At 61.4% G+C, this 24,636-nt stretch carries 21 protein-coding genes; 12 read left to right on the forward strand and 9 right to left on the reverse strand.

The window, feature by feature from the left end; genetic code table 11:
• Nucleotides 1–549 precede the first annotated feature (549 nt).
• Nucleotides 550–1,428, reverse strand: a complete 879-nt coding sequence (locus tag HBO11_RS24955) for an acyl-CoA dehydrogenase family protein (RefSeq protein WP_169955532.1) — start codon at nt 1,426–1,428, stop codon at nt 550–552.
• Nucleotides 1,429–1,558: 130 nt separating this feature from the next.
• Between HBO11_RS24955 and olsB the strand changes: the two genes are divergently transcribed.
• Nucleotides 1,559–2,314: an L-ornithine N(alpha)-acyltransferase gene (olsB, locus tag HBO11_RS24960; RefSeq protein ID WP_057439788.1), complete on the forward strand. Its 756-nt coding sequence runs from the start codon at nt 1,559–1,561 to the stop codon at nt 2,312–2,314.
• Nucleotides 2,314–3,105, forward strand: coding sequence for a lysophospholipid acyltransferase family protein (locus tag HBO11_RS24965; RefSeq protein WP_169955531.1), 792 nt, complete (start codon nt 2,314–2,316; stop codon nt 3,103–3,105). The genes olsB and HBO11_RS24965 overlap by 1 nt, the downstream gene beginning before the upstream one ends.
• A gap of 89 nt (nt 3,106–3,194) precedes the next feature.
• On the opposite strand, the gene HBO11_RS24970 is transcribed toward HBO11_RS24965, so the two are convergent.
• The gene (locus tag HBO11_RS24970; RefSeq protein ID WP_169955530.1) at nt 3,195–3,779 is read right to left on the reverse strand and encodes an ACP phosphodiesterase; all 585 of its coding nucleotides are present in this window, start codon (nt 3,777–3,779) and stop codon (nt 3,195–3,197) included.
• A gap of 154 nt (nt 3,780–3,933) precedes the next feature.
• Here HBO11_RS24970 and HBO11_RS24975 point away from each other — a divergent pair, with 154 nt between their 5' ends.
• The 3 genes from HBO11_RS24975 to HBO11_RS24985 are packed head-to-tail and all read left to right on the forward strand — an operon-like array spanning nt 3,934 to nt 6,508.
• A complete protein-coding gene (locus HBO11_RS24975) occupies nt 3,934–4,248 on the forward strand; it encodes a helix-turn-helix transcriptional regulator (RefSeq protein WP_029297039.1) in 315 nt (104 codons plus the stop codon).
• Nucleotides 4,249–4,259: 11 nt separating this feature from the next.
• A complete protein-coding gene (locus HBO11_RS24980) occupies nt 4,260–5,426 on the forward strand; it encodes an MFS transporter (RefSeq protein ID WP_169955529.1) in 1,167 nt (388 codons plus the stop codon).
• 26 nt (nt 5,427–5,452) lie between these two features.
• Complete coding sequence (locus tag HBO11_RS24985; RefSeq protein ID WP_169955528.1) at nt 5,453–6,508, forward strand: alkene reductase; 1,056 nt, start codon at nt 5,453–5,455, stop codon at nt 6,506–6,508.
• 322 nt (nt 6,509–6,830) lie between these two features.
• Here HBO11_RS24985 and HBO11_RS24990 read toward each other — a convergent pair whose 3' ends face one another.
• Entirely contained in the window at nt 6,831–7,463 is a 633-nt protein-coding gene (locus tag HBO11_RS24990; protein ID WP_032858025.1) for a TetR family transcriptional regulator, read from the reverse strand.
• 265 nt (nt 7,464–7,728) lie between these two features.
• On the opposite strand from HBO11_RS24990, the gene HBO11_RS24995 reads away from it, so the two are divergent.
• The 7 genes from HBO11_RS24995 to HBO11_RS25025 all read left to right on the forward strand — a co-directional run bounded on the left by HBO11_RS24995 (nt 7,729) and on the right by HBO11_RS25025 (nt 19,259).
• Complete coding sequence (locus HBO11_RS24995; protein WP_169955527.1) at nt 7,729–8,871, forward strand: efflux RND transporter periplasmic adaptor subunit; 1,143 nt, start codon at nt 7,729–7,731, stop codon at nt 8,869–8,871.
• A 3-nt stretch (nt 8,872–8,874) separates the two neighbouring features.
• The gene (locus HBO11_RS25000) at nt 8,875–12,042 is read left to right on the forward strand and encodes an efflux RND transporter permease subunit (RefSeq protein ID WP_169955526.1); all 3,168 of its coding nucleotides are present in this window, start codon (nt 8,875–8,877) and stop codon (nt 12,040–12,042) included.
• Complete coding sequence (gene adeC, locus HBO11_RS25005) at nt 12,042–13,499, forward strand: AdeC/AdeK/OprM family multidrug efflux complex outer membrane factor (protein ID WP_169955525.1); 1,458 nt, start codon at nt 12,042–12,044, stop codon at nt 13,497–13,499. Before HBO11_RS25000 ends, adeC begins: the two co-directional genes overlap by 1 nt.
• A gap of 166 nt (nt 13,500–13,665) precedes the next feature.
• Nucleotides 13,666–14,916 (forward strand): OprD family porin, encoded by a 1,251-nt coding sequence (locus HBO11_RS25010; RefSeq protein WP_169955524.1) that lies wholly within the window; start codon nt 13,666–13,668, stop codon nt 14,914–14,916.
• 187 nt (nt 14,917–15,103) lie between these two features.
• Nucleotides 15,104–16,612 (forward strand): M91 family zinc metallopeptidase, encoded by a 1,509-nt coding sequence (locus tag HBO11_RS25015; protein ID WP_262381117.1) that lies wholly within the window; start codon nt 15,104–15,106, stop codon nt 16,610–16,612.
• 84 nt (nt 16,613–16,696) lie between these two features.
• On the forward strand, nt 16,697–17,590 hold the full coding sequence (locus HBO11_RS25020; RefSeq protein WP_169955523.1) for a polysaccharide deacetylase family protein: 894 nt from the start codon (nt 16,697–16,699) through the stop codon (nt 17,588–17,590).
• Nucleotides 17,591–17,699: 109 nt separating this feature from the next.
• A complete protein-coding gene (locus HBO11_RS25025) occupies nt 17,700–19,259 on the forward strand; it encodes a M91 family zinc metallopeptidase (RefSeq protein WP_169955522.1) in 1,560 nt (519 codons plus the stop codon).
• A gap of 27 nt (nt 19,260–19,286) precedes the next feature.
• Here the strand turns inward: HBO11_RS25025 and pcaC are convergent, their stop codons facing one another.
• The 6 genes from pcaC to pcaH form a co-directional block, all read right to left on the reverse strand.
• Nucleotides 19,287–19,679, reverse strand: a complete 393-nt coding sequence (pcaC, locus tag HBO11_RS25030; RefSeq protein WP_169955521.1) for a 4-carboxymuconolactone decarboxylase — start codon at nt 19,677–19,679, stop codon at nt 19,287–19,289.
• Between the two features lie 10 nt (nt 19,680–19,689).
• A complete protein-coding gene (gene pcaD / locus HBO11_RS25035; RefSeq protein WP_169955520.1) occupies nt 19,690–20,481 on the reverse strand; it encodes a 3-oxoadipate enol-lactonase in 792 nt (263 codons plus the stop codon).
• A gap of 10 nt (nt 20,482–20,491) precedes the next feature.
• The gene (locus HBO11_RS25040; RefSeq protein WP_169955519.1) at nt 20,492–21,856 is read right to left on the reverse strand and encodes a 3-carboxy-cis,cis-muconate cycloisomerase; all 1,365 of its coding nucleotides are present in this window, start codon (nt 21,854–21,856) and stop codon (nt 20,492–20,494) included.
• Nucleotides 21,857–21,866: 10 nt separating this feature from the next.
• Entirely contained in the window at nt 21,867–23,162 is a 1,296-nt protein-coding gene (locus HBO11_RS25045) for an MFS family transporter (protein WP_169955518.1), read from the reverse strand.
• A gap of 183 nt (nt 23,163–23,345) precedes the next feature.
• Nucleotides 23,346–23,912, reverse strand: coding sequence for a protocatechuate 3,4-dioxygenase subunit alpha (pcaG, locus tag HBO11_RS25050; protein ID WP_169955517.1), 567 nt, complete (start codon nt 23,910–23,912; stop codon nt 23,346–23,348).
• 1 nt (nt 23,913) lies between these two features.
• Nucleotides 23,914–24,618 (reverse strand): protocatechuate 3,4-dioxygenase subunit beta, encoded by a 705-nt coding sequence (gene pcaH / locus HBO11_RS25055; protein ID WP_169955516.1) that lies wholly within the window; start codon nt 24,616–24,618, stop codon nt 23,914–23,916.
• Nucleotides 24,619–24,636: the final 18 nt, after the last annotated feature.

The raw sequence follows: 24,636 nt of genomic DNA on the forward strand, positions 1-24,636 counted from the left end.
GTCAGGCATTGCTCCGTGGGCCCGCCGCGATCGGCCATCCATGGCCGTGTCGCGGCTACCCCGGCATCCATGCCGGGGTGCCCACTGCGCAATACCTGCCTGCGGCCAGCGTGGTTTAACGGGGCGCCTAAGATCAAAAGCCAGATCAAAAGCAGAGCAACAGCAAAGCCGGGACGCGAAGCTGCATTCCCCTGTAGGAGCTGGCTTGCCTGCGATGGCGGTATATCAGTCGATAAATGTATTGGCTGATGCACCGCCATCGCAGGCAAGCCAGCTCCTACAGAGTACGCGCACGCTTCGATGATCAGGTCGGCTGTCAGGCCGCCTCGCTTTGCTTTTGATCTTAGGCGCCCCGTTAAACCACGCTGGCCGTCAGGGCGGAACCCCAAGTGGCCATGACCGCAGCAATGGATATGTACACAAACCTAAGAATCACTAAAGAGTTGTGTAGATACCTATGCCCCGATGGCGGTATATCAGTCACCGCCTGTATTGCCTGTCCCCCTGCTATCGCGGGCAAGCCCGCTCCCACACACGCTCATCCCACAGTCAGCGAGGTGCTGGGTTCAGGGCTTTTTCCAGGCGTTTGGCCCGGGCGCTGGCGGCGAGGTCCAGCACGGCTTGGTCGCGCTGCCACATGGCGGCCCACGCCCCTTGAGCCATCGCTTGATTGACCTGCGGCTTTAGCGCTTCGAACTGCGCAAACAATCCTCCCAACAACACATGCCCCGCCGCCGATGCGCTGGGCTGGCGAATGACCTCGGCGCAGCCGGCCAGCAGCGCCAATAACTGCAGGCGCAGGGCCTGGGGCCAGTCGCACTCCTGGCCGATGCCATGTAGCCAGGCGGTCATCGCACTCAGTACATAGCTGTCCTCCAGGGTGCGGAAGGGTTTGACGTAATCGTCCCAACCATCCCCCGGCAAGCGCTCGCAGGCGGCGTGGTCGAGGTGGACGCGGCCGTGGCTGATGTCGGGCATCAAGGCGATCGCGGGCAAGGGTTCTACGCGTACGCCGGGCTCGCCGGCCAGCACCACGGCCAGGGTCAGGCGTGGCTTTTCATCGGCGGCCTCGCAGCGGGCGGCGATCAACAGCCAGTCGGCCGCATCGCCGGCGGTGACGAAGTCTTTGCGCCCGCTCAGGCGCAGGTCGTCCAGGCGCGTTTGCATGTCCAGCGGGCGCAGGCTGCGCTGTTCGGTCGCACACAAGGCGCCCAGGCTGTGGGGCGCGCTGGGCCATAACGCGCGCAACGCCGCTTGATAGCCCACCAGGAACGCCAGGCCGGGCGTGGCCATCAGCCGCGCGCCCTGGGTCGCCAATTCAAAGGGCGCCACCTGCCCCAGGCGTTGCAATAAAACGCTGTAGCCCTCGGCCAGGTTGGCGTGGACGGGCAGTCGGTCGGGTCGATCGAGCAAAGCGTGCCAGGGCATGGAGGGCTCCTTGGGGGCTGTCATCTAAGCGTCACCGTAGATTCATGGAGATGACACCGGGGGTACATAGCCTGACTTTGCACAACAAAGTCGACTGGCCGCAACCCTGGCCGGCACCTGGAGACTCGCCATGACTCAGATCGCCCGCATCAGTGACACCGGCAATGAACGCCGTCTGCAAGCCGAACGCCTGATCGGCGCCCAGGCTTTGCAGGAAGCCCAGGCCTTGCGTTTCAGCGTTTTCAGCGGCGAGTTCAATGCCAAGCTCAAAGGCGCAGAACTGGGCCTGGACATGGATGACTATGATGTTCACTGCAGCCACATTGGCGTACGGGACTTGAACACCGGGCGACTGGTTGCCACCACCCGGCTGCTGGATCACCAGGCGGCCAGCACCCTGGGCCGGTTCTACAGCGAAGAAGAATTCAGCCTCCACGGCCTGTTGCATTTGCAGGGGCCGATCCTGGAAATCGGCCGTACCTGTGTCGACCCGGCCTACCGCAACGGCGGCACTATCGCGGTGCTGTGGGGCGAGTTGGCCGAAGTCCTCAACCAGGGCGGCTACAGCTACCTGATGGGCTGCGCGAGCATCCCGATGCATGACGGTGGCATCCAGGCCCACGCAATCATGCAGCGCCTGCGCGAACGCTACCTGTGCAACGAACACCTGCGCGCCGAGCCGAAAAAGCCCCTGCCAAGCCTGGATTTGCCATCCAACGTCATCGCCGAAATGCCGCCGCTGCTCAAGGCCTACATGCGCCTGGGCGCGAAGATCTGCGGCGAGCCGTGCTGGGACGAGGATTTCCAGGTGGCCGACGTGTTCATCCTGCTCAAGCGCGACGAGTTGTGCCCGCGTTATGCCCGTCACTTCAAGGCGGCCATGTGATGGGCCGCCTGCGGGTCTACGGGCGGATCGCCCGCGTGCTGTTGGTGGTGGCGCTGGGCTTGAGCATGGCCGGGGTGTTTGGCCTGTTCGAACGCTTGGGCGTGGCCAATTCCATGGTGCGGCGCCAGCGCTGGTCGCGGTTTTTCATGGCGCGCCTGAGCAATGCCCTGCCCTTTCGCGTGAGCGTGCACGGTGAGTTGCCGCAACAGCCGATGCTGTGGGTCAGCAACCATGTGTCCTGGACCGATATCCCGCTGCTGGGGATGGTGGCGCCGCTGTCGTTCCTGTCCAAGGCCGAAGTGCGCACCTGGCCAGTGGCGGGTTGGTTGGCCGCCAAGGCCGGCAGCCTGTTTATCCGCCGGGGCTCGGGGGACAGCCAATTGATCCGCAAGCAGATGACCCGGCATCTAGAGCAAAAACACCCGCTGCTGATGTTCCCCGAGGGCACCACCACTGATGGCCGCAGCCTGCGCACCTTTCATGGCCGGCTGCTGGCCAGTGCGATTGATGCCGATGTGGCGCTGCAACCGGTGGCGATCCGTTATCTGCGCGATGGGCAGATTGATCCGCTCGCGCCGTTTATTGGTGACGATGATTTGCTCTCGCACCTGATGCGTCTGTTTGGCAACGATCAGGGCGACGTTGAGATTCATCTGCTCAAACCCATTGCCTGCGCCGGGCAGGAGCGTGCGGTGCTGGCGTACCAGGCGCAGCAGGCGGTGCAGAAGGCGCTGTTTGGAGCGGTGCCGCAAAGCGAGCAAGTGCCGGTTCGGCCGGCGTACGCGGCCTGAGGCAAACACGCAAAAAATGTAGGAGCTGGCTTGCCTGCGATAGCAGTGGCGACTGATACACCGCTATCGCAGGCAAGCCAGCTCCCACATTAGATCGGCGTGGATATTTGACTATCTGCATAGGCCTGCAACTGGGGATAGAACACCCGGAAATCCTCGCTCAACGGCTCATACAGCACCCGCAGTTCCTGCATCGCCCGGTCCAGTTCCTGAGGTTGGCTCAGGCGCCGGGCAATCCCCCGCAGTACGTGCTCCATCACCGCGAACTCGCGGTAAGAACCCAGCCAGTCATCGGCCGCCATATACGGTGCAATCTGCGCCAGGCGCCCTGGCAGCTGCGGTTCGGCCGCCAGCACCCGGTACACCTGGGAGGTAAAGCGTTCCAGCGGCTGGTCGGCATACTGTGCCCAATCGCGCGCCAGGCAATGGTCGAAGAACACGTCGAGGACGATCCCCGCATAGCGGCGCCGGGTCAGGGTGAACCGTGACAACGCCTGCCCGACCAACGGGTGGCTGTCGGTGAAACGGTCAATGGAGCGATGCAGCTGGATCGCCGCCTCGATTTGCGGGTGGTACTGGCCCTGCAGGCGGCCTTTGACGAAATCGCCATAGAGGCTGCCCAGCAGTTGTGCAGGAAGTTGGCCGCCGAGGTGTAGATGTGCGAGATAATTCATGGCGCGCAGTTTAGCACTGCCGCCAACGTATCGTTATAACCCGATATACCGATTTATCTGGTAACAAGATCAAAATCGTATTGGTATATCGGGATATAGCGATTTAAAGTTCGCCTCATCGCGATATAACGTTTTACCCACACCGAGCCCTGCCATGTCCATTGACCTCGACGAAATAATAAAAGCCCTGGCACACCCAGTACGGCGAGACATTCTCAACTGGCTGAAAGACCCGAAAGTGCAGTTCCCCGAACAAGTGCACAACCACGAGTACGGCATCTGCGCCGGCCAGATCGATCAACGCTGCGGCCTGTCGCAGTCTACCGTCTCGGCGCACCTGGCCACCCTGCAACGGGCGGGCTTGATCAGCAGCCAGAAAGCCGGGCAGTGGCACTTTTTCCGCCGCAATGAAGACGTGATCCAAGCGTTTATCCAAGCCATCACCGAAGAACTCAGCCCACCGCTGTAAAGGACCCCACAATGCCTCTCTCGCTACTCATACTGGCCTTAAGCGCCTTCGCCATCGGCACCACCGAATTCGTCATCATGGGCCTGTTGCCCGATGTGGCGGCCGACCTCGGTGTGTCGATTCCAGGCGCCGGCTGGCTGGTGACCGGCTATGCCCTGGGCGTGGCCATCGGTGCACCTTTCATGGCACTGGCCACCGCCAAGCTGCCGCGCAAGGCTGCCCTGGTAGCGCTGATGGGCATTTTCATCATCGGCAACCTGCTCTGCGCCCTGGCCAGTGACTACAACGTGCTGATGTTTGCCCGTGTAGTGACCGCGCTGTGCCACGGCGCCTTCTTCGGCATCGGCTCGGTGGTGGCCGCCAACCTGGTGCCGGCCAACAAGCGTGCTTCGGCGGTGGCCCTGATGTTTACCGGCCTGACCCTGGCCAATGTGCTCGGCGTGCCCCTGGGCACCGCGCTGGGCCAGGAAGCCGGCTGGCGCTCGACCTTCTGGGCGGTGACGGTGATTGGTGTGATTGCGCTGATCGGCCTGATCCGCTTCCTGCCGGCCAAGCGTGATGAAGAGAAACTCGATATGCGCGCCGAACTGGCGGCCCTCAAGGGTGCCGGGATCTGGTTGTCGCTGAGCATGACCGCGCTGTTTGCCGCGTCGATGTTCACCCTCTTCACCTACGTCGCGCCGCTGCTCGGCGATGTCACCGGCATCTCGCCCAAAGGTGTGACCTGGACCCTGCTGCTGATCGGCCTGGGCCTGACCGTGGGCAACATCATCGGTGGCAAGCTGGCGGACAAGCGCCTGGCGGCCACCCTGATCGGCGTGTTCATCAGCATGGCCGTGGTGTCCACCGCACTGACCTGGACCAGCGTCGCCATCATCCCCACCGAAATCACCTTGTTCCTCTGGGCCACCGCGTCGTTTGCCGCCGTGCCGGCATTGCAGATCAACGTGGTGACCTTCGGCAAGGCCGCGCCCAACCTGGTGTCGACCCTCAATATCGGCGCTTTCAACATCGGCAACGCCCTGGGCGCCTGGGTTGGCGGCAGTGTGATTGCCCATGGTTTCGGCCTGACCAGCGTGCCGTTGGCCGCTGCCGCCCTGGCGATCCTGGCGCTGCTGGTCACGCTGATCACGTTCCGCCAGAGCGGCGATGCCGACCTGGCCCCCGCCACTAATTAACCACTTAGAACAGACGAGTGTTTGCGATGACGACTATTTTCGATCCAATCCAACTGGGTGATGTGCAGCTGTCGAACCGCATCATCATGGCGCCGCTGACCCGCTGCCGTGCCGATGCCGGCCGCGTGCCGAATGCGCTGATGGCTGAATACTATGTGCAGCGGGCCTCTGCCGGGCTGATCCTCAGCGAGGCCACCTCGGTGACGCCGATGGGCGTGGGCTATCCGGACACCCCGGGCATCTGGTCCAACGACCAGGTGCGCGGCTGGACCAACATCACCAAGGCCGTGCACGGCGCCGGCGGCAAGATCTTCCTGCAACTGTGGCATGTGGGGCGGATCTCCCACCCGTCGTACCTGAACGGCGAGACCCCGGTAGCACCGAGCGCCATCCAGCCTGCCGGCCACGTCAGCCTGGTGCGCCCGCTGGCCGACTATCCGACCCCACGCGCCCTGGAAACCGCAGAAATCGCCGATATCGTCGACGCTTACCGCGTGGGTGCCGAGAACGCCAAGGCCGCCGGCTTTGACGGGGTACAAGTGCATGGGGCCAATGGCTACCTGCTCGACCAGTTCCTGCAAAGCAGCACCAACCAGCGCACCGACGAGTACGGCGGCTCTGTGGAAAATCGCGCACGGCTGTTACTGGAAGTGACCGATGCAGTGATCGAGGTCTGGGGCGCTGGCCGTGTGGGGATGCATTTGTCACCACGGGCCGACCTCCATGACATGGGCGATGCCAACCTGGCAGAAACCTTTACCTACGTCGCCCGTGAATTGGGCAAGCGTGGCATCGCCTTTATCAGCGCCCGCGAGAAAGACGCCGACGACAGCCTGGGCCCGCACTTGAAAGCTGCGTTCGGTGGCCCGTTTATCGCCAACGAGCGCTTCACCAAGGACAGCGCCAATGCCTGGCTGGCTGCGGGCAAGGCCGATGCGGTAGCCTTCGGCGTTCCGTTTATCGCCAACCCGGACCTGCCGGCGCGCCTCAAAGCCGATACACCGCTGAACGAAGCCATTGCGCAAACCTTCTACACCCCAGGCCCGGTCGGCTATATCGACTACCCGACCCTGGCGCTCTGACCCGCAACAACGCAAAAGCCCCGGCTCACAAGAGCCGGGGCTTTTTATTGGATCTTCAAAACACCGCTGCCCAATGTAGGAGCGGGCTTGCCCGCGATAGCGGTGGGCCAGCCAGCACATCACCTAGCGATAGTTCGCTCCCACAGGTTCGGTAACATTCCTTCACAGCAATGCAACAATATCGCTACAAAATACTTAGCCGGCTACCTTTCAACCTGGCGCCAGCGCGTATATAAAGTCACCCCACAAATAAGCCGGAAGGACGATTGACCGTCCTTGGGCTTTACTATTGACACAAACAGACGTAATTACGCATTTTGTATCAATTGCGCAGGCTGGGGCTCAAGCGCAGCATGTCCAGCCCAATATCCACCAGGCGCTCGGCCTGCTGATACAGCTCGAAACTGTCAGGCACCAGAAGCCACTGGCCAACAAGCCCGTTGATGTAGGCATGAATGCACACCGCCCCACGAGCGGTGTCGAGGTTTTCCGGAAGTTGCCCGCGGTGGACTGCATTGCGCAGCGTCAGGCCGATACGCAGGTTGCACTCAAGGCTATGGGTCTGGCGTTGACGGCGCATGTCGCACATTTCGTCGGTAAATTCGCACTTATGGAACAGGATCTCATTAATGCGCCGAGTCTTCGGGTCCAGGGCCACCTGATGAAAAAGATGGATCAGCAGCTTGCGCATGCAGCCCAGCGGATCTACCTCATCCTCGCTTTCACTGGCCCTGGCCAATTCGTCCAGGGGTTCGTGCAGCGTGTCGAGCAGTGCCTGCAACAGGTCCGACTTGTTGCTGAAGTGCCAATAGATCGCGCCCCGCGTCACGCCCGCCCGCGCCGCGATATCCGCCAGCGTAGTGCGCGCAACACCGCGCTCATAAAAGGCTTGCTCGGCGGCTTCAAGTATCTGGCTGCGCGTTTCCTGAGCTTCCTCTTTGGTACGACGAACCATGGCAGTAACACCTCAATCAGGACACGGGCGGTGGTGGATAACCACCTTCTGAATAATTATGGGACGACGCCTTCATGGGCATCGAACGTACTAGAATCGAGGCTTTGGGCATTGCTTTGTAAGGAATCCGCGAAGCCTGTCAAGAGTTTACAAACAACCATGAACGTAAGTATATTGCCTAGCAAGCTACTTATCTACTCACTGTCTGTTTTTTACCCTTCCACACTTCTTGTGCGCATCAAGCGCGCCTGACCCGAGGATCTTCATGCAACTTAAGCCAGCTGTTACCGCTCTGGTCACTGCCGTCGCCCTGGCATCGCTGCTCAGCGGATGTAAAAAGGAAGAAGCGGCGCCGCCCGCTCAAACCCCTCAGGTCGGCGTGGTCACCCTTCAACCTCAAGCCTATACCCTGACCTCCGAATTGCCGGGCCGCACCACTGCGTTCCGCATCGCGGAAGTCCGCCCCCAGGTCAATGGCATCATTCTCAAGCGCCTGTTCAAGGAAGGCGGCGACGTCAAGGAAGGCCAGCAGCTCTATCAGATCGATCCGTCGGTGTATGAGGCGACCCTGAAAAGCGCCCAGGCCAACCTGCAACAGACCAAGTCGATTGCCGACCGCTACAAACAACTGGTCAACGAGCAGGCGGTCAGCCGCCAGGAATACGACACCGCCGTATCCAACCGCATGACTTCCGAAGCCAACCTGCAGACGGCTCAGATCAACGTGCGCTACACCAAGGTGTTCGCCCCGATCTCCGGGCGTATCGGGCGTTCCTCGGTCACCGAAGGCGCATTGGTCAGCAATGGCCAGGCAGACGCCATGGCCGTGATCCAGCAACTGGACCCGATCTACGTCGACGTCACGCAATCCTCCGCCGAGATGCTGAAACTGCGTCGCGACCTGGAAAGCGGCCAACTGCAGAAAGCCGGTGAAAACGCGGCCATGGTCAAGCTGACCCTGGAAGACGGCAGCGAATACACCCAGCAAGGCCGCCTGGAATTTTCCGAAGTGTCGGTCGACCAGACCACTGGCTCGGTAACCCTGCGCGCTGTGTTCCCCAACCCTGATCACACCCTGTTGCCGGGCATGTTTGTCCACGCACAATTGCAGGCCGGCGTGAACAGCAAGGCGATCCTCGCCCCACAACAAGGCGTGACCCGCGACATCCGGGGCATCCCGACTGCGCTGGTCGTCACCGCCGACAACAAGGTCGAACAGCGCGTGCTGGTGGCCAACCGTACCGCCGGCGCCTACTGGCTGGTGGAAAAGGGCCTGAATGCCGGTGACCGTGTGATCACCGAAGGCTTGCAGTTCATCAAGCCGGGCATCACGGTTGAAGCGAAGGAAGCCACCAACGCCAAGCCCGCCGGTTCTGCTCCTGCCGCCGCCGCTGGCAAAGGGGAGTAATACATGTCGAAATTTTTTATCGACCGTCCCATTTTCGCCTGGGTAATAGCCCTGGTGATCATGCTGGTCGGGGCATTGTCGATCCTGAAGTTGCCCATCAACCAATACCCGGCCATCGCGCCAACCGCCATTGATATCCAGGTGACCTACCCAGGCGCGTCCGCACAAACCGTGCAGGATACCGTGGTGCAGGTGATCGAGCAGCAGCTCAACGGTATCGACAACCTGCGTTATGTGGCCTCGGACAGTAACTCCGACGGCAGCATGACCATCACCGCGACGTTCAACCAGGGTACCAACCCGGACATCGCCCAGGTTCAGGTGCAGAACAAGCTGAACCTGGCGACCCCATTGCTGCCGCAAGAAGTGCAGCAGCAGGGGATCCGCGTAACCAAGTCGGTGAAGAACTTCCTGATGGTGATCGGCCTGGTGTCCGAAGACGGCACCATGAGCAAGGATGACCTGTCCAACTACATCGTTTCCAACATCCAGGACCCGATTTCGCGGACATCTGGGGTGGGTGACTTCCAGGTCTTCGGTTCCCAGTACGCCATGCGTATCTGGCTGGACCCGGCCAAGTTGAACAACTTCCAGATGACCCCGGTGGATGTCAGCAGTGCCATTGCGGCGCAGAACGTCCAGGTGGCCACCGGCCAGTTGGGTGGCCTGCCAGCCCTGCCCGGCACTCAGTTGAACGCCACCATCATCGGCAAGACTCGCCTGCAAAGCGCCGAGCAGTTTGAAAAGATCCTCCTGCGCGTGAACAGCGATGGTTCCCAAGTGCGCCTGGGCGATGTCGCCCGTGTCGAGCTGGGTGGCCAGAACTACAGCATCAGCGCCCAGTTCAACGGCAAGCCGGCTTCCGGCATGGCGATCAAACTGGCATCGGGCGCCAACGCCCTGGACACCGCCAAGGCCATCCGTGCCACGGTCGCGTCCCTGGAGCCGTTCTTCCCGCCAGGCATGAAAGCCGTGGTTCCGTATGACACCACGCCGGTGGTGACCGAATCGATTTCCGGGGTAGTCGATACCCTGGTCGAGGCGATCATCCTGGTGTTCCTGGTGATGTACCTGTTCCTGCAAAACTTCCGCGCCACCATCATCACCACCATGACGGTACCGGTGGTGTTGCTGGGTACGTTCGGCATCCTCGCGGCCTTTGGCTTCACCATCAACACCTTGACCATGTTCGGCATGATCCTGGCCATCGGCTTGCTGGTGGACGATGCGATCGTGGTGGTGGAAAACGTCGAGCGGGTGATGGCCGAGGAGCACCTGTCGCCCAAGGAGGCGACGGTCAAGTCCATGAGCCAGATCCAGGGCGCCCTGGTGGGTATTGCCCTGGTCCTGTCGGCGGTATTGCTGCCGATGGCGTTCTTCGGCGGCTCCACCGGCGTGATCTATAAACAGTTCTCCATCACCATTGTGTCGGCGATGGCCCTGTCGGTGCTGGTTGCACTAATCTTCACCCCGGCCTTGTGCGCCACCATGCTCAAGCCGATCGACCCCGAGAAACACGGCCAACCCAAGCGTGGTTTCTTCGGCTGGTTCAACCGTACCTTCGACCGTGGCGTACTGAGCTACGAGCGTGGCGTGGGCAACATGATCAAGCACAAGGCGCCTTCGTTCCTGGTGTACCTGATCATCTTCGCCGGCATGATCTGGCTGTTCACCCGTATTCCAAGCGCGTTCCTGCCCGAGGAAGACCAGGGTGTGATCTTCGCCCAGGTGCAGACACCAGTTGGTTCTTCGGCCGAACGCACCCAGACCGTTATCGACGACATGCGTGCCTTCCTGTTGAACGACAAGGAAGGTGAGCCCGGTGAAGGCAAGGCCGTGCAATCGGTATTTACCGTAAACGGCTTCAACTTTGCCGGTCGTGGCCAAAGCTCGGGCCTGGCATTTGTCATGCTCAAGCCATGGGACCAGCGCGACGCATCGATGTCGGTGTTCGAAGTGGCCAAGCGTGCCCAGGGATACTTCTTCCAGACCTTCAAGGACGCCATGGTGTTTGCCATCGTGCCCCCATCGGTACTGGAGTTGGGTAACGCCACCGGTTTCGACGTGTTCCTGCAGGACCAGGGCGGTGTGGGTCACGATGCCTTGATGAACGCACGTAACCAGTTCCTCGGCATGGCCGCGCAGAGCAAGATCCTGGCCGGCGTACGTCCCAACGGCGTCAACGATGAGCCGCAGTACGAGCTGACCATTGATGACGAGAAGGCCAGTGCCCAGGGCATCAGCCTGTCGAGCATCAACCAGACCCTGGCGATTGCCTTGGGTGGCAGCTACGTCAATGACTTCATCGACCGCGGTCGAGTGAAGAAGGTCTACATCCAGGGTGAGGCCGCTGGCCGGATGTCCCCTGAAGACCTGAACAAATGGTTCGTGCGCGCCAACGACGGGAAGATGGTGCCATTATCAGCAATTGCCTCTGGTAACTGGATCTTCGGCTCGCCGAAACTGTCGCGGTACAACGGCGTAGCGGCGATGGAAGTCCTCGGGACCCCGGCGCCTGGCTACAGCACCGGTGACGCGATGGCGGAAGTCGAGCGCATCGCCAAGCAATTGCCGGCGGGTGTGGGCTATGCCTGGACCGGTCTGTCGTATGAAGAACGCTTGTCCGGCTCCCAGGCGCCTGCGCTGTATGCCCTGTCGTTGCTGGTGGTGTTCCTCTGCCTGGCAGCACTGTACGAAAGCTGGTCGATCCCGATTGCGGTGGTGTTGGTAGTCCCGCTGGGCGTGATCGGTGCACTGATGGCCACCAGCCTGCGAGGACTGTCCAACGACGTGTTCTTCCAGGTGGGGTTGTTGGTGACCGTGGGCCTGGCCTCGAAGAACGCCATCCTGATCGTGGAATTTGCCAAGGAGCTGCATGAACAGGGCAAGGGCATCGTCGAGGCGGCCATCGAGGCGTCCCGCATGCGTCTGCGTCCGATCATCATGACGTCCATGGCGTTCGTCCTCGGCGTACTGCCGCTGGCGATCTCCTCGGGCGCAGGTTCAGGCAGCCAACACGCAATCGGTACCGGGGTGATTGGCGGTATGATCACTGCCACCGTCCTGGCGATCTTCTGGGTGCCACTGTTCTTCGTGACCGTGTCCGCCATGGGTAGCCGGAAAAAAACTGACAAGTCCGATACACCGAATACTCCTAAAGAGGCTGGCTAATGCGCAAGTCGCTACTCTCCCTGGCAGTCACGGCATTCGTGCTCAGTGGCTGCTCGCTGATCCCTGATTATCAGCAGCCTGAAGCGCCGGTTGCCGCCCAGTTCCCGCAGGGGCCGGCGTACTCGTCGGCCCAGGCGCCGAACCAGGCCGCTGCCGAGCAAGGCTGGAAGCAGTTTTTCCACGATCCTGCCCTGCAGCAACTGATCCAGGTCGCACTGGTCAACAACCGTGACCTGCGTGTCGCGGCGCTGAACATCGACGCCTTTGCCGCGCAGTACCGCATCCAGCGTGCCGACCTGTTCCCGGCCGTCGGCGCCAATGGCAGCGGCAGCCGCCAGCGCGTTCCGGCACGGGCCTCGCAAACCGGCGAATCGAACATCACCAGTTCCTACTCGGCGACCCTCGGGATCAACGCCTACGAACTGGACCTGTTCGGCCGGGTGCGCAGCCTGAGCGAAGAAGCGTTGCAGAAATACTTCGCCACTGAAGAAGCACGCCGCAGCACGCAGATCAGCCTGGTGGCCAGCGTGGCCAATGCCTACCTGACCTGGCAAGCGGACAAGGAACTGCTCAAGCTGACCCAGGACACCCTGGCCGCCTACGAGCAGAGCTTCAAGCTCACCTCGCGCAGCAACGAAGTCGGCGTGGCCTCGGCCCTGGACTTGAGCCAGGCGCGCACCTCGGTTGAAAGCGCCCGTGTGCAACTGGCCCGCTACACCCGCCAGGTGGCCCAGGACGAAAACAACCTGACCCTGCTGCTGGGCACCGGCCTGCCGGCGAATCTCGCCACTCAGCCGCTGTCCGACGACCTGTTGAGCGAAGTACCGGCCGGCCTGCCCTCAGACCTGCTGCAACGTCGCCCCGACATCCTGCAGGCCGAGCACAACCTCAAGGCTGCCAACGCCAACATCGGCGCGGCACGGGCTGCGTTCTTCCCGAGCATCAGCCTGACCGCCAATGCCGGGACCTTGAGCCCGGACCTCGGTGGCCTGTTCAAGGGCGGCTCGGGTACCTGGTCGTTCGCGCCGCAGATCAACATCCCGATCTTCAACGCCGGTAGCCTGCGCGCCAGCCTGGACTACTCGAAGATCCAGAAAGAGATCAACGTCGCGACCTACGAGAAGTCGATCCAGACCGCGTTCCAGGAAGTCTCCGACGGCCTGGCGGCACGCGCGACCTACAACCAACAGTTGCAGGCCCAGCGTGATTTCGTCGCGGCCAACCAGGACTACTACCGCCTGGCCGAGCGTCGCTACCGCATTGGGGTTGATAGCAACCTGACCTTCCTCGACGCCCAACGCCAGCTGTTCGCTGCCCAGCAAACGCTGATCACCGACCGCCTGGCCCAACTGACCAGCGAAGTGACCTTGTACAAGGCCCTCGGCGGCGGCTGGAACGAACAGACGGCGAAGAATGAGCCAGTGAAAGAAGAAGCGCCGAAGCTCAAGTTGTTCTGATCGGCGTAGCAACACATGAAGCCCACCCTTTGGTGGGCTTTTTCATGGGCGCACAGTTTCGTGCGATCACCGCCCAAAACCCGCCCTCCCCCAATTGAACCGCCCCACACACGCCCCGCACCATGGCCCGCACCTGAAAACCACCAATAACAACAGGTCCCATGCCATGAGCACCTTGCACCCTCGCCGGCTATTGCTGGCTACCGCTGTCGCCAGCCTTGCCCTCCCAGTTGTTGCCCAGGAACACGGCTTTCTGGAAGATGCCAGCGCCAACCTCAACCTGCGCAATTTCTTCTTCAACCGCAATTTCACCAACCCGACCAAGGCCCAGAGCGGCGCGCAGGAGTGGACGCAGAGTTTCATCCTTGATGCCAAGTCCGGTTTCACCCAGGGCACCGTGGGGTTCGGGGTGGATGTGCTGGGCATGTATTCGCAAAAGCTCGACGGCGGCGGCGGCTCCGGCGGCACCCAATTGCTGCCCCTGGACCACGATGGCAAGCCGGCCGATAACTTCGGGCGCCTGGGGGTGGCGTTCAAGGCACGGATTTCCCAGACCGAGTTGAAAGTCGGCGAGTGGATGCCGGTACTGCCGATCCTGCGTTCGGACGATGGCCGCTCCCTGCCGCAAACCCTGCGCGGCGGGCAGATCACCTCCAAAGAGATCGCCGGCCTGACCCTGTATGGCGGCCAGTTCCGCGCCAACAGCCCGCGTGACGACAGCAGCATGACGGACATGTCGATGTTCGGGAAAACCGCGTTCACCTCCGATCGCTTCAACTTCCAGGGCGCCGAATACGCGTTCAACGACAAACGTACCCAGGTCGGCGTGTGGAATGCCCAGCTCAAGGACATCTACCGCCAGCAATACCTCAACCTGACCCACAGCCAGCCCCTGGGCGACTGGACCCTGGGGGCCAACCTCGGCTTCTTCTACGGCCAGGACGACGGCAGCGCCCGGGCCGGCAACCTGGACAACAAGACCTGGTCCGGCCTGTTCTCCGCCAGGTACGGTGGCAACACCTTCTACGTCGGCCTGCAAAAGCTCAGCGGCAACAGCGCGTGGATGCGAGTCAATGGCACCAGCGGCGGCACCCTGGCCAACGACAGCTTCAATGCCAGCTATGACAACGCCGAGGAAAAATCCTGGCAGGTACGCCATGACTACAACTTCGCCGCCCTGGGCGTGCCCGGCCTGACCTTGATGAACCGCTACATCAGCGGCAGCAACGTGCACACCGCCACTGTCAACGATGGCAAGGAATGGGGCCGGGAAAGCGAAGTGGGCTACACCGTGCAAAGCGGCAGCCTGAAAAATCTTACAATGCGCTGGCGCAATTCCAGCATGCGCCGCGACTACAGCAACAATGAGTTTGATGAGAACCGGTTGATCGTCAGCTATCCAATCAGCTTGTTGTAGTGACAGGGCGAACGGCAAAAAGCCCGCGCCGTCCGACGACTTTTCTGCACCGGGTGCGCCTACTTTATTACGCCCGGTAACAAAGGATCGACGGCGGCGACGGAACACTTTCATTCAATCGCACGACATACCTACCGCCCCTCCCCCCCCTGGAGGGGCGTTTGCGTTGAACTGAAAGGTACTGACCATGAACACGATCGCGCCACATCACGCCATGCCTGCCCTCCCCCCTCACACGCCGCAGGCCGAGCCCGCCGCCGTGCCAGGCAAAAGCCAACACCAGCCGTTTCCTTCTGTGCGAACCCCTTCACAGGCGCAACCGGAGCTTCCGAATTTCTCCTCGCAGGACAAGCAACTGACGTTGGTCGATGACGGCAACCTCAGAGTCCGCCAGTCCCTGAGCGAAGTACCTCTGGCGCCGGGAAAATCGATCATTGTGAGCGACGCCCTGACATTTGAAACCGGCAACAGCGCCGACACTATTCATCTGAGCAACCACCCTGATGGCCGGCTCAAGGTCGAGGTCAACGGTAAGCCCTACCTGTTTAATGTCAGAGACCCCAAGGACAGTGCGCCCACCAGCCTGCATATCAAAAGCCATGGCGGTGACGACAAGATAAAAATCGACCCCGGCGTCATGCTCCCGGTCAAGGTCGAAGCCGGCGATGGCGACGATGACGTGCAAGCGGGCGGCGGCCCCACCCAGCTGTTTGGCGGCAAAGGCAACGACACCCTGCGCCTGGGCAGCGGCAACGGGTATGTCGAGGGCAACGAAGGTGATGACACGATAGTGGGAGGCACGGGCTCCAACGTCATGTACGGCAATAACGGCAATGACCGGCTGTACGCAGGTGCCGGGGCCGCCCAGAAGCAAAGCTACCTGGATGGCGGCAGCGGTAACGACCAGCTATACGCTTGCGATGGGCATACGGTGATAAACGGCGGCCAAGGTGACGATGTGCTGGTGGGGCACGACCGCACGACCTTCTACAGCGGCAAAGGCCACGACACGATCTGGTCCAACCGGCCGGACAACCGCATCTATGCAAAACCCACTGATCGGCTCTTGGGCGGGTCCGATGCAACGATCACCCCGGTGTCGCCAAGCAACGCCGGTAAAGAAGGGTTCCAGGCCCAGGGCACGCAGGCGTTCAAGCAACGGGTCGAAGATGACCTTGAATTGCTGCGCGGCTCGCCCGTGGGCCAGCAAATGCTCGCGGGGATGGACGCCGTGGCTCGACAAAACGGCGCGCCGTTGCCGATTATCGAAGGTTCCAGCAGTCATTTTGACGACCATCTGTCGCCAGAACAGACAAAACAAAGCCATATCAAAGAAGGGGCTGCAGGTCGCCGAATCAACAGCGGCACCCTGCAGTACAATCCGTTCGATATCTACGCCGACCCCAATGTCCCTGCCGCACCCATCGTCACCCTGCAACATGAATCGGCCCATGCCTGGAACGCCGGCACGGGCACCTTTTTCAGCGGCCACACCCAAGAGCAGGTAGGCGCAAACCCTCCAGTGGATACACCCAATGTAGAACGCCAGGCCGTTGGCCTGCCGACTACTGCCGCGCCGTTCGACTTTGACAACGACCCACTCACGCCGCCTACTTCAACCAATCCCAAGCCGTTCACCGAGAACGGCTTGCGTGAGGAAATGGGCTATGGCCCGCGTGAGCACTACGCAGACTGACAGTGAACGGGGTACGCGCTTGCTGTATGTTGCCGGCCTCCATACCCCGATCACAAGGATGTGCATCATTGACCCCAGAGCCCCATGAAACTCATTGCCCTCTTGCTTGCCACACTATTGATCAGCCTCAGCGGCTGCATCGGCGCGCCCGTGGCATTGACCCCGCAGACCGCACAACGCCTGCAAAGCCAGGCGCCGATCCGTTTCCTGCTGACGTTCGATGATGGCCCCAGCGCCTCGGGCTACGCCAATCCCAGCCGCTCGGTAATCCAGGACCTGGCTCAAAACCCGGTGCTGCCGGGGATCAAGGCAATTTTCTTTTTGCAGAGCCAGGCCTGGCGTTCCGGCGGCAGCCCGCGCGGGCGCAAGACCATGGAACGCGAACACGCCGCCGGGCATATCCTGGCCTTCCACACCGCCACCCGCTGGCATAGCAACCATCGCCTGATGAACGACGAAGACCTGGCACAGACCCTGAGCCTGGGCGCCGCAAGCATTGCCTCGATCACTGGCACCGCACCCAGCCTGGTGCGCCCGCCCTTCTGGAACTATGACAAGCGCACCTTCGCCACCTATCAGCGCCACGGCATGCATATCCTGCTGACCGACTTGAGTGCCAATGACGGCAAGATCTGGGGCTTCAATGCCAGCCCGAGGCGGCGGGCCAACCTGCTGCGGCAACTATCGCTGGTGCGCGAACGCATTGCGCTGGGCGAACTGCCGACCGTGGACGGGGTGATTCCGGTCGTGGTGACCTTTCACGACATCAACCGCTACACCGCCCGGCACCTGCCGGAATACCTGCAGATCCTGATGGACAGTGCCCAGGCCAATGGCCTGAAGACTGCAGCCGCCCCCTTCTACACCGACCGCGCGACCCTGGAACGCGCAGCCCTGGCGCGCACGGTGAAGGATACCAACGAGGTGGTGCACTTGCCGGGAGTGTGGAACTGGGTGTGGGACGCCGACGCTCACTGAACGCCACCCTGCTACGGGTCCCGAAAAAACCGGCATTGGTTCCCTTGGGAATCCTTGGCCACCGCTCAGCCACTAGTACTCAACGCACACACTAAAGCGAGAGTACGTAATGGCAATATCAACTGGCTTACAACCGTTAAATCTACCGCCACCAAGCACGCACCCGGTAACACTGGCGGGTAACTCCGTATCGAACCCCATTACGATTCAAAGCCCGCCATTGAAAAAATCACATACGCTCTTTACGCCACATTCAACATTGACAATCGATCAGAACTACGTTGAAAAATATCCCGTCTATACAAACGCATTCGCCCTATTTAGCGACAACACTATAAAAATAACCCATCAAGTCACATGGGAGAAATCCACGGATGATGGATATCTAAACAGAAGCAACGCGCTGCAAGTCGTTACAGGTAATCATTCAGACGTCATAAAGGTTAATCCCGCTTCAGGCGACAACATTCACTTGGAAGTCAATGGCATTCATTACCTATTAAAAATCAACAACCACGAAGATTACCCTGAAGAACTGCACATCAAGTCCAAAGGCGGTGATGATCACATCAGGGTTGATCCTCGCGTCACTATGCCGATTGTCATTGAGGGCGGCAGGGGGCGAGACAGGATTGAAGCCCTTGGCAGTGGTGAAACCCGTGTCTATGGCGGTGCGGGCGATGACGATATCACTCTGGGCAGCGCCAACAGCTACGCCGAAGGCAATAGCGGCAATGACACAATGCGCGGCGGCACAGGCAAGACCGTCATGTATGGCAACAACGGCAATGACCTGATGCTCTCCGGCCCCGGCAGCAAGGGAACGTTCAGTTACATGGATGGTGGCAAGGGCAACGACACCATGATCGGCGCCAGCCCGATTAACCTGATGCATGGCGGCCCCGGTGAAGACGTGATGTACAGCACAAGGCCGACCACCTTCTACACCGGCCGAGGCCGGGACATCGTCCTGGCAAACCATGCAAGCGACCAGATCTACGCTGACGCGGGGGATCGGGTTGCCAGGGTTGCCGGCTCAACCCTAAGACAAGTGCGCATAAGCGATGCGGGGCACAAAGCCTTTAAAGTCGAAGGTTCAGACAAGTTCAAGCAACACACCCAAGACAATCTTGAATTTTTCAGAAACTCGCCGACCGCACAAAAAATGCTCTCTGAACTAGACGAGGCAGCCGAACTCAATGGTTCCCCCGTTACTATTCGAGAGACCACCGGCAACACTAGTTATTCATACGGCAACAACTTCACGAGAGAGCATGACACACAACTAAAAGAATATGACGACCTCGCAGAGTCACCCTTGATAGGTTACATCCAAGGTAATACCAAAGGCTCGGTAGCAACTAGCGCAGCAATCAACAGCAACCCTGGTTTTATCTTCCGAGAGCCGCCGGTCGTTGTCCTCTACCATGAAATGGCCCATGCCTATAACGGCGCCCACGGCACCTTCCTCCCAGGCAAAACCGATGGCGAGTCCAATATGGAGCGCCAAGCTGTTGGGTTGCAGACCACTGCTCCCGCCTTTGATTTTGACAACGACCCCACGACGCCCCCCACTCCCACCAACCCCAAGACCTTTACCGAAAATGCGCTGCGTGAAGAAACCGGTTTTCCACGGCGTAACACCTACATTCCAGCGGCTGAAGAGTGACTTGGCATAAGGGCGGGCAAATTGTCGTCAGTCCCGCGACTCCACCCCCAACTCGTCCCACACCGACTCTGCCAGGTGAAACGTCGCATTGGCCGCCGGGATCCCGCAGTAGATCGCACTTTGCATCAGCACTTCCTTGATCTCGGCGCGGGTCACGCCATTGCTGGCGGCGGCGCGCAGGTGCAATTTCAGCTCTTCGCTGCGGTTCATGCCGATCAGCATGGCGATGGTGATCAGGCTGCGGGTGTGCCTGGGCAAGCCCGGGCGGGTCCAGATATCGCCCCAGGCATGACGGGTGATCATTTCCTGGAACTCGCTGTTGAACTCGGTCAGGGCATTGAGACTGCGATCGACATGGGCATCGCCCAGCACTGCACGCCGCACCTCGAGCCCCTCGGCATAACGTTGTTTCTCGTCCACAAAAACGCCCTCAGCGATCCAGCAGGAAGGTTAGTACCCGGTCGCTGAACGCAGCCCCGGCTTGTACGTTGGATAGATGCGCCGCGTAGAACTCGGCGTATTCGGCGCCCGCTACACGCGCCTGGATAAAGTGCCCGCCCGCCGGGGGTGTGACGGCATCTTCAGTGCCGGCAATCACCAACGTCGGCACCTTGATGGACGCCAGTTGCTCGCGCAGATCCGCATCGCGCACCGCGCCACAGTTGGCGGCATAGCCCTGGGGCGATGTGGCCGCGAGCATGTCGGTAATGCGCTTGGCCTGATCGGGATGAGCCTGGGCAAAATCGGCAGTGAACCAGCGGGCAATCGATGCATCACGCAAGCCCACCATTGCCGCCTGGCCATCGCGCAGGACCATGTCGATCCGCGGGTTCCAGATTTCAGGGGTGCCGATCTTGGCCGCCGTATTGCACAGCACCAGCTTGAGCAAGCGCTCACCGGCGTTGATACCCAGCCACTGGCCAATCAACCCGCCCATGGACAGACCACAGAAATGCGCACGCTGGATATCCAGGGCGTCCAGCAACGCCAGCACGTCACGGCCCAGTTGTTCAATGCTGTAGGGCCCCTCGGTGACCAGGGATTTGCCGTGGCCACGGGTGTCCAGGCGCAGCACCCGAAAATGCTCGGTGAAGGCCGGCATCTGGGTATCCCACATCTGCAGGTCGGTGCCCAATGAGTTGGACAGCACCAGCACCGGTGCGCCTTCAGGGCCTTCCAGTTGGTAGTTCAGTTCGCCATCGGCGAGTCGTACAAATCCCACAGCAGTCTCCTCAGGCAGACAATGCAAAGTGCTCGGCCACGGCGCGGCTGACCCAGGCCTGTGCCAGGCCCAGGTAATGCGCCGGATCCAGCAGGCGATCCAATTCCAGCGCCGACAGCTCGGCGGTGACTTGCGGCTCATCGGCCAACACTGCGCGCAAATGGCGCTGTTCGGCGACCGCGCGTTTACAGCACTGTTGCAGCAAGTGATGGGCGGTTTCACGGCCCAAACGCTGGGCCAAGACGATGCTTACGGCTTCGGCCAGCACCAGACCCTGGGTCAGGTCGAGATTGCGCGCCATGCGCTGCGCATCGACTTCCAGGCCTTCGCCCAGCAGCAGCGCCTGACGCAACGCCCCGGACACCAGGCGGCAGATCTCGGGCAGGGTTTCCCATTCGGCATGCCACAGGCCCAGGCTGCGCTCGTGCTCCTGGGGCATGGCGCTGAACATCGTCGCCACCAGGCCCGGCACACGCGTGGCAGCGCTGATCAGCACCGCCGCGCCAACCGGGTTGCGCTTGTGCGGCATAGTCGAGGAGCCGCCCTTGCCCGGCGCCGAAGGTTCGAACACTTCCCCCGCTTCGGTCTGCATCAACAGGCTGATATCCCGCCCGAGCTTGCCCAGGCTGCCGGCGATCAGGCCCAGCACGGCGGCAAATTCCACCAAACGGTCACGCTGGGTGTGCCAGGGTTGCTCGGGCAGCGTCAGTCGCAACTCTGCCGCCAGGGCTTGCGCCACCGGCATGGCGTGTTCGTCCAGTGCAGCCAAGGTGCCGGACGCGCCGCCAAACTGCAGGACCAGCAGGCGCGGCCTCAACTCCAGCAGCCGTTGGCGATTGCGTGTCACCGCCCCCAGCCAACCGGCGATTTTCATCCCCAGGGTGACCGGCGTTGCGTGCTGCAACCAGGTGCGCCCGGCCAATGGCACATCGGCATAGCGCTGCGCCTGGGCCGCGAGCACCGTGCCCAGGCGGGCCAGGTCCGTATCGAGCAGTTCCAGCGCCCGCCGCAGTTGCAGGACCAGGCCGGTGTCCATCACATCCTGGCTGGTGGCGCCCAGATGCACATAGCGCTCGGCGCCGGCGTCTTCACTGGCAATCAACTTGCCCAGGGCCTTGACCAGCGGGATCGCCGAATTGCCCGACGTGGCAATCGCCGCGCCGAGGGCGTCCACGTCGTACAACGAGGCCAGGCACGCCTGGGCAATCGGCGCCACGGCGGCCTGAGGAATCAACCCGACCCCGGCCTGCGCCCGGGCCAATCCGGCTTCGAAATCCAGCATGCCCTGCAAGCGTCCCTGGTCACAGAACACCTCGGCCATGCTGTCGGCGGTGAAGTAAGCGTCGAACAATTGGTTGCTCGTGCGCAGTGTCATAACTCATCCCTTACAGATCGTGGTGCAGGTACTCCGCCTGTTTCGGCAGGCGCAGGCTGAACAGGAACGCGATGGCCATCATGCCGGTCACGTACCAGTAAAAGGTGTTTTCCAGGCCGATGGATTTCAGGCCCAGGGCCACGTATTCCGCCGAACCACCGAAGATCGCGTTGGCCACCGCATAGGCCAGGCCCACACCGAGGGCGCGCACTTGCGGCGGGAACATTTCCGCTTTTACCAGGCCGCTGATGGAGGTGTAGAAACTCACAATCGCCAGCGCCAGGGTAATCAGCACAAAGGCCAGGAACGGGCTGGTCACGGTTTTCAGGGTCAGCAGGATCGGCACCGTGCACAGGGTGCCGAGGGCGCCGAACCAGAGCATCGAGTTACGGCGGCCGATCTTGTCCGAGAGCATGCCGAACAGTGGCTGCATGCACATGTAGAGGAACAGCGCGCCGGTCATGATGTAGCTGGCGGTCTTGGCGTGCATGCCGGCGGTGTTCACCAGGTACTTCTGCATGTAGGTGGTGAAGGTGTAGAAAATCAGCGAGCCGCCAGCGGTGTAGCCGAGCACGGTGATAAACGCAGCCTTGTGATCGCGAAACAGCGCGGCAATGCTGCCGGCGTCTTTGTTTTCACGCATTTCCTTGCTGGTGGTTTCTTTCAGGGAGCGGCGCAGCAGCAGCGAAATCACCGCCGCCACGGCCCCGATCACAAACGGAATGCGCCAGCCCCAGGCCCGCAGTTCGTCTTCGGTGAGCAGTTGTTGCAGGATCACCACCACCGACACCGCCAGCAGTTGCCCGCCGATCAGGGTCACGTACTGGAACGAGGCAAAGAAGCCGCGCTGGCCCTTGAGCGCGACTTCGCTCATGTAGGTTGCCGTGGTGCCGTACTCGCCCCCCACCGACAGGCCCTGGAACAGTCGCGCCATCAGCAGCAGGGCCGGGGCCCAGGCGCCGATGTCCTTGTAGGTGGGCAGAAAGGCGATGACCAGGGAGCCGGCACACATCATCAGCACCGAGATCATCATCGAATTCTTGCGCCCATGCTTGTCGGCGACCCGGCCAAACAGCCAGCCGCCGATGGGGCGCATCAAAAAGCCTGCGGCGAACACGCCAGCGGTGTTGAGCAGTTGCACCGTGGGATCGTCGGAGGGGAAAAACGCCGGGGCGAAGTAGATGGCGCAGAAGGCGTAGACGTAGAAGTCGAACCATTCGACGAGGTTGCCGGAAGAGGCCCCGACAATCGCAAAAATCCGTTTGCTGCGCTCTTCTCCGGTGTAGTGACTGGTATTGGTTGTCATGTTGTTTTCACTCGTGGGGAACGGGTTAGAGTCTAGACATACTTTGCAACAACCTCGTTCCGCAAGCAGACCTTTGGATAGCAGTTGCCTGTGCCGGCCCTATCGCAGGCAAGCCCGCTCCCACAGGTGAACGCATTCCACTGTGGGAGCGGGCTTGCCCGCGATGGCGCCCTTGCAGCCAACTCAGTAATCGAAAAACACCGTTTCTTCATCGGTGCCCTGAAGAATCACATTCCACTGATACACCCCTGACGCATCCGCCTTGGCAACCAAGGTGCGGCGCCGCTCTGCCGGCACACACGCCAGCAACGGGTCATCGCCATTGGCTGCCTCGCCGTCGAAATAGATCCGCGTCAGCAAGTGCTTGACCAAACCACGGGCAAACACCAGCACCACCAGATGCGGCGCCTGGGTCGTGCCCTTGAGGCCCGGCACACTGCCCGGCTTGATGGTGCTGAAACGAAAGCGCCCTTGCGCGTCCACCGGCACCCGGCCAAAGCCTTCGAAGTTAGGGTCCAGGGCTTTGTCCTGGTCATCCTCGGGGTGGTCATATTTGCCTGCAGCGTTGGCCTGCCAGACTTCGAGCATGGCATCGTTGACCACCTCGCCATTGCCATCGAGCACTTGCCCGGTGATGGCCACGCGCTCGCCAAGGGTGCCCGCATTCGCCAGGTCTTCGCGGTTCAGCCAGGTCAGGCCGATGTGGTAATACGGCCCGACGGTGTGGGACGTGGTTGCGTTGAGGGTCATGTCATTTCTCCATCGGCGTGGCGTCGCGGCCGCGCAGGACGATGTCCCAGCGGTAGCCGAGGGCGTAATGCGGCACGGTCTTTTCCAGGTCGAAACGGGCGATCAGGCGTTCCTTGGCCGAGGTGTCCGGCACGCAGTTGTAGATCGGGTCGTAGGCCAGCAGCGGGTCGCCGGGAAAGTACATCTGGGTCACCAGGCGCGTCAGCACACTGGGGCCGAACAGCGAAAAGTGGATATGCGCCGGGCGCCACGCGTTGTGGTGGTTGCCCCACGGATAGGCGCCGGGCTTGATGGTCTGGAACTGGTACCAGCCATCGGCATCGGTGACGGTGCGACCGGTGCCGGTGAAATTCGGGTCCAGGGGCGCGTCGTGCTGGTCACGCTTGTGGTTGTAGCGCCCGGCGGCGTTGGCCTGCCAGATCTCCACCAGGATGCCCGGCACAGGCAGGCCGTTTTCATCCAGGACCCGACCGTGAATGATGATGCGCTCGCCTTGCGGCTCGCCATCGTGCTGGGCAGTCAGGTCGTTGTCGTGCTCGGCAATGCGCTCGGCGCCGATAGTCGGGCCGGTGATTTCCGACAGCGAATGGGGCAAAAACACCAGCGGCTTGGACGGCGAACGCAGGTTCGTCGACTGGTATGCCGGGTGCAGGTAATCAGGCTGAGTACCCGCTTGCGGGCGCCGGTATCCGGGCTTGTCACTCATGGAGCAATCCTCTTTATT

Origin of the sequence: Pseudomonas sp. WS 5010 (genome assembly GCF_012985565.1) — a bacterium.
Lineage (GTDB): Bacteria > Pseudomonadota > Gammaproteobacteria > Pseudomonadales > Pseudomonadaceae > Aquipseudomonas.